2 protein-coding genes are annotated in these 6163 nt (G+C 74.3%); both read right to left on the bottom strand.

What is annotated here, in order from left to right:
• Nucleotides 1-439: 439 nt before the first annotated feature.
• Nucleotides 440-3817, bottom strand: coding sequence for a sialidase family protein (locus MW084_RS01500; RefSeq protein WP_010469324.1), 3378 nt, complete (start codon nt 3815-3817; stop codon nt 440-442).
• Nucleotides 3818-3981: 164 nt separating this feature from the next.
• Nucleotides 3982-5949 (bottom strand): DUF8189 domain-containing protein, encoded by a 1968-nt coding sequence (locus MW084_RS01495; RefSeq protein WP_078571464.1) that lies wholly within the window; start codon nt 5947-5949, stop codon nt 3982-3984.
• Nucleotides 5950-6163: the final 214 nt, after the last annotated feature.

Here is a 6163-nt window from a genome sequence, read left to right as displayed (position 1 = left end):
GACATGTACATGTGACCTGCGCCTACCGCACCGCCCGCCCCGACCGCACCGGCCCGTGCGNCCCCTGCCGTCCGCGCCGCCCGTTCCGTCCGCGGCGGTCGCGGCCCGCCCGTCCGACGAGACCGGAAGACGGTGGGGCCGGAGGGCGACGAGACCGGAAGACGGTGGGGCCGGAGGGCGACGAGACCGGAAGACGGTGGGGCCGGAGGGCGACGAGACCGGAAGACGGTGGGGCCGGAGGGCGGCGAGACCGGAAGACGGTGGGGCCGGAGGGCGACGAGACCGGAAGACGGTGGGGCCGGAGGGCGGCGAGACCGGAAGACGGTGGGGCCGGGCGGATCCGGTGAGGGCCCAAGCCGGCGCCCCGCCGCCGGCCGGGTCGCTCCACCCGGTCGGCGGCGGGGCCGCGCACGTGCCGTACGGGCCCGGCCGGCCCGTCTCACATCCGGGCGTACGGCTGGGGCGACAGCGTCTCGAACGGGAGCCGGACGGTGGTGGCCGTCCCGGTGTCCGCGTTGGACGTGCGCAGGGCGGTCAGTTCCTCCGCCGTCAGCGCCCGCCGCACCAGGCGGAACTCGTCCAGCGACCCCTTCAGCCGGTTGGCGCCGTCCGGCCTGGCCCCCAGGTGGAGCCCGAGCACGGCGAAACCGTCCTGGTGGGTCACCGAACCGGCCGGGGCCGCGGCCTCGCCGGGCGTGCCGCCGTCCACCGACAGGCTCAGCCTCCCGCCCGAGCGCTGGAGCACCACGTGGTGCCAGGCGCCGTCGCCGAAGGCGTGGGCCGCGCTGCCGTCGACGGTGTGGACGGTGGTGGTGGCCGTGTCGGTCTGGAGGTGGGCGGTCAGCCGGTCCTGGCCCGGCTGGGCCCGCAGCCACACCTGCCGTTCGGAGGCGCCGAAGCCGTACGCCCAGAAGACCACCTGGTCGGCGCTGGTCTGGCCGGCCGTGTAGCGGAGCCAGGTCGCCACGGTGAAGTCACCGGAGCCCAGGGCCTCGTCCGCGCCGTACGGCAGTTCCACCGAGTCGTCCGCGCCGTCCAGGGGGAGGCCTGCGCCGAACCTGCCGCCGCCGGCCAGGGCCGTGGGCCGGGCCCCGCCCCGTACGAACGAGTGGTTGCAGTGCACCGACGAGTCCGGCGTCGCCGGGCCCGCGGCGGGCCTGACCACCTGGTGGACCTCGGTGTGGCCGCTCTCCATGGACCACCACAGGGCGGGCCGGTCGGCCGGGTAGCCGCCCCCGGAGCCGACGGCGGACTGCGCGACCTTCGTCAGCTCGGCCGCCGTGAGCGCGCGCCCGTAGAGCCGGACGTCGTCCAGGGCGCCGGTGAGCACGTCGAAGTTGCCCGGCTTGGAGCCCACCCGCAGGCCCTCCGGCGTCCCGGCGGAGGTGAGTGCGCCGGACAGGCCGGTCGCCTCGGCGGACGCGGTCCCGTCGACGCTCAGCCGCAGCGTGTTCCCGCTCCGGGTGAGGGCCAGCAGGTGCCAGGCGCCGTCGCCGAAGGCGGCCGACGAGCCGGTGTCCCCGAGCGCCACCTGCACCGGGCCCGCGGGCGTCTCGGCCCAGGCGAGCAGCCGCCGCTGGGAGGGCTGCGCCCGCACCCACAGCGAGGGCTCCCCCGAGACCGACCCGTACGCCCACAGCAGGGCGGCGTTGGCGTCGGTGCTGGTCAGGGTGTGCCGGAACCACAGGGTGTACGTGAAGTCGCCGGAGCCCACGTCGAGGGCCGGCAGGTACGGCACCTCGACACCGGGCCGCGAGGCCGAGACCGACACGGCGCCCCTGCCGATCCGGCCGGCCACCTCGCCCGGCAGCCCGCCCAGCAGGGTGCCGTCCGCGCAGTGGCCCGAGACGTCGTCCTCGATCGCGACCGGGGACAGCGCGGGTACGTCGGCGGTGTCGACCACCTGGAACGGCAGCCGCACGGCGAGCGAACCGTCCGCGGCGGGGGCCGCGTTGGACGCGCGCAACTCGCCGAGCTGGGCGTCCGTGAGCGCCCCCCGGTACATGCGGAACTCGTCCAGGTCGCCGCCGAGGACCTCGCTGGCCGTGGTGCCGGGCAGGGCCCCGAGCCGGATGCCGTCGACACCGGCGGCGCGGTCGGGGGCGACCGGCCCCGCCACCCCGGTGGCCTGCGCCGAGGACGTGCCGTCCACCGAGAGCGTGATCCGGTCGCCGCTGCGCACCAGGGTCAGGTGGTGCCAGGCGCCGTCGCCGAAGGCGGTCGACGCGCCCGGGTCGGCCAGGGCGGCGGAGGCCATGCCGCCCGCGCCGTGCACCCGGGCGTAGAGCCGGTCCTGGCCGGGCTGGGCCCGCACCCACACCTGCGGCTCCGTCGCGCCGTACCCGTAGGCCCACATCAGCACCCGCTGCCGGGTGTCGCCGGACTGCGCCTGGTACCGGAAGAACAGCGAGTAGGTGAAGTCGCCGTCGCCCGGGTCGGTCTCCGGCGTGTACGGCACGTCGGCGTGCTCGCCGGCGGTGTCGAGGGCCAGGCCCTGGCCCCAGCGGCCCGCGCCGAGCGCCGCGCCACCGCCGAGGTAGGCGTCGTTGGCGTTCGCGGTGGCGTCGGGGGTGGTGCGGCCCGCCGCCGGGGAGGGCTGCGGGTGCACCTTTCCGGTGAAGGTGCCCGGCACTCCGGCCGCCGCCGGGGTGAAGCGGTTGAAGTAGACGTGGGCCGCGGAGAAGCCGTCGCCGCCCTCGTAGACCAGGCCGATCTCGCCGTCGGTCAGTTCCACCAGGTCCGAGTAGCCCGCCCGCTTGGCATTGATCTGCGCGGCGTCGCGCCAGGTGGTGCCGCGGTCCGTGGAGTAGCGGATCCTCATGTCCTGGCGGTCGGTCGGGTGGGAGGGCGCCGAGAGGATCAGCGTGTCGCCGGGCGTGGCGCGGTAGGTCCGCTCCAGCGCCAGGACCGACGCCTGCACCTGGGGCACGGTGAGCGAGGGCACCACCTGCTGCGCGGGCACGGTCGTGCCCGAGTCGGTGCTGACGGCGTGGGTGCGGTGGCCGGAGGAGGTGCCGCTGTTGTTGCGGGCGTTGATGTAGACGTGCCCGTTGTCGAGTTCGGCGACGGTCGGCTCGCCCGGCATCAGCCCGGGGCCGAAGGAGTCGGCCGTGGTGCTCGCGAACCACTCGTTCCCGTCGTCGCTGTAGAGCACCCCGACGAGCTGGGGGTCCTGGCCGGGCCGCGAGGGGGACTCGTACGCCCCCACCACCAGCCGGCCCGCCTTGTCGCCGCGCTTCAGCTGGATGCCGTGCGCCGGGCCGGTGCCGAACCAGCCGTCCTGGAGGCCGGACAGGCGGGGCAGCGGCTTCGGCGCGCCGAAGGTCAGCCCGTCGTCCGTGCTGCGCTGGACGTGCGGCAGCCTCTTGCCGCCCGGCTGGGCCGGTTCCGACGTGGAGAGCAGGTGGACGTCGCCGGTGCGCAGGTCGGCCACGGGGGAGGGGTTGCCGCGCGTGTAGGGCGCCTCCGGGTCGGTGTCGCTGCCGGCGAGCACCACGCGGATGGGGCTCCAGGTGCGGCCGCCGTTGGTGGAGCGGCGGACGACGGTGTCGATCGCGCCCCGGTCGGCGCAGGAGGGCGAGCGGCGGGCCTCGGCGAAGGCGAGCAGCGTCCCCGCCTTCGTGCGGATGATCGTGGGGATGCGGAAGCAGCCGTATCCGGCGGTCCCGGAGCGGAAGAGGACCTGCTCGGTCCCGATGAGGCCGTCGGTCGACGGCTGCGTGCCGCTCGCGGCTGCGGGCGGGGCGGCGACCCCGAGGAGGAGCAGGGTCAGGGCGAGGAGCGCGGCGCCGAGGCCGCGCGGACGTGGTCGGGGCACGGTGTGCAGACCTTTCCGGTCCGGTGGGGACCTGGCCGTGGGGAGAAGGCCGGCCGTCCCCGTCCCGCTCCGTGCCGGGAGGGCGGGAGGAGGGGANCGGGANCACNTNCCNNNCNGNGGGNGCCCGGCGGCGGTGCCGCCGGGCTCCCTCGGGGGTCGTCAGGTCACTCGGCGGGCGGGGCGGGCAGCCTGCCGCCCCGGAAGCTCGGCGCGTCGGCGCGGGTGCGCGTCACGCTGAGCGCGGACGTCTGCTGGACCTGGTAGATGCGGGTCTGGTTGTCGGCGGTGCGGAAGGTGTAGGCCCAGGTCGGGCCGGTGGGGCTGGTGTAGGTGAAGGCGGTCGGCTCGGTGGCCGAGGTCTCGTACCCCACCTGCTGCCAGGTGCGCCAGACGGCGCTGCCCTGGGTGGTCTCGCCGGTGTTGTGGACGTAGCCGTCGGTACCGCGGACGACGATCTCGGTGAGGCCGGTCAGCGGGGAGATGACGGCGCTGGGGGAGCCCTGCGCGGTGACCCCGGCGACGGTCTCCCACGCCTCGTACGCGCCGCCCTCGACGGACTGGCCGGTGGTGACCACGTTGCCGTCGGCGTCCGTGGCGAAGACGCGCATGCGGTAGCCCGGGTAGATGACGACGGACGGCGTGCCGGCGACGGTCTGGGCGCCGAGGGACGCCCACGCCGAGAGGGTGCCGCCCTCCTTGAACAGCGCGGTGGCGAGGGTGCCGTCGGCCTTCCTGCCGAACAGCTGGATGCCGTCGCGCACGGTGACGGCGGTGAGGGGGCCGGTGAAGCCGCTGCCGGAGAGCTGCGACCAGCCCATGAAGTCGACGTTGGCGCGCTGCTGGATGCGGTACCAGGGCCTGCCGTTGGCGTCGAGGGCGAACTGGGTCATCAGCCCGGTGGGGGTCTTGCCGGTGACGGGGTGGTGCGGCATGGCGCCCGCCAGGTCGATCCAGCCGCCCCAGCCGGCGGCGCCCTTGGCGGTCTGGTTGCGCTGCCAGACGCTGCCGGAGGTGTTGTGGGCGGTGACGACGACGCGGCCGTCGGTGTGCTCGGACAGCGAGGGCCGGCCGGCGAACGCCTCCTGCTCGGAGATCACCGTCCACTGGGCGCCGTTGATGTCGGCGGGGTCGGTGCGGCCGTGGACCAGGCGGCCGATGTTGTCGGTGTAGGCGAACTCCAGCTTGCCGTCGGACGCCTGCATGACGGAGTTGGGGGTGTACGACTCCAGCGGCACCGGGGTCGCCGCGGGGGTGTGGTTGACGTTGAGCCGGCAGATGTCGGGGCCCGCGGAGACCGAGACGAAGCCCGCCCAGCCGGACGCCTCCACCTGCTTGTTGTAGACGGTCCAGTCGCGGACGTCCTCGTCGAAGCGGTAGTACGCGACCGCGCCGCTGCCCTTGACGCGGAACAGGGTGTCGCCGCCGTACGACGGCATGAACTTGGTGTCGCTCCAGTCGGCGAAGGACTCCGGCACGTGGCGTTCGATCCAGCGCTGGCTGGTGTAGTCGTAGCGCGAGCGGTAGAGCTTGCCGTCGGTGGCGTCGCGGCCGTAGATGACGCCGCGGTCGGCCGCGTAGATCGCGTCGTAGTTCCAGCCCTTGTCGACGATCTTGCCGCTGCCCTGGACGAACTGGTCGGCGGCCGCGTCGTAGCGGTACCAGCGCAGGTCGTTGGTGGCACCGGAGAGCGTCCAGATGTAGCCGCCGCGGTCGATGGTGATGTCGTCCTTGCGGTCGGCGGCCGTGAAGGCGGTGAAGCTGGGGCTGATCTTCCGGTGGTGGACGTCCCAGGTGCTGCTGGAGCTGACCCGGTGGCTGTAGTACAGCCCGTCCGACTTGATGCCGTAGAAGGTGGCGCTGGGGCCGGCGAACATGTGGCCGTAGCCGGTCCAGGTGGTGTCGATGGTGGTGCCGGCGGGCAGCGCGTTGCCGGTCGCCGGGTCCGGCATGTCGGCTCTGTTGAGTTTGCCCGCCGAGTCCAGGGTGTACGTGGCCCCGCCGGAGCCGCAGGTCAGCGAGACGGCGGCCGCCGCGGGAGCGGAGGGGAGGGCACCGGTGAGCGGGAGCACGGTCGCCAGGGCCGTGGCCAGGGCGGTGGCGGAGACGAGCACACGGGGTGAAATCCGATTCATGGCGTGGACGTTAAGCGTCTGAAGGTGAACGCTGCCGTTTCAGTCGAGTGAACAAAAACCCTTGATGGGGATCTTGGAAGTAAACGACGAAGGCAACCGGCCACAATCGGAAAATGGTTGACGGAATGTCGACTTGACGATTCGTCGGGGGAGGGGCAAGTGCCCGCGCGAACACCGCGCCGACCGCCCGCACCGCGGGGGCGGGAGGGNNCGG

Origin of the sequence: Streptomyces sudanensis (assembly GCF_023614315.1) — a bacterium.
Taxonomy (GTDB): Bacteria; Actinomycetota; Actinomycetes; order Streptomycetales; family Streptomycetaceae; genus Streptomyces; species Streptomyces sudanensis.
Note: the sequence above shows the minus strand (reverse complement) of the source record. Positions and strands in the feature narration are given on the sequence as shown.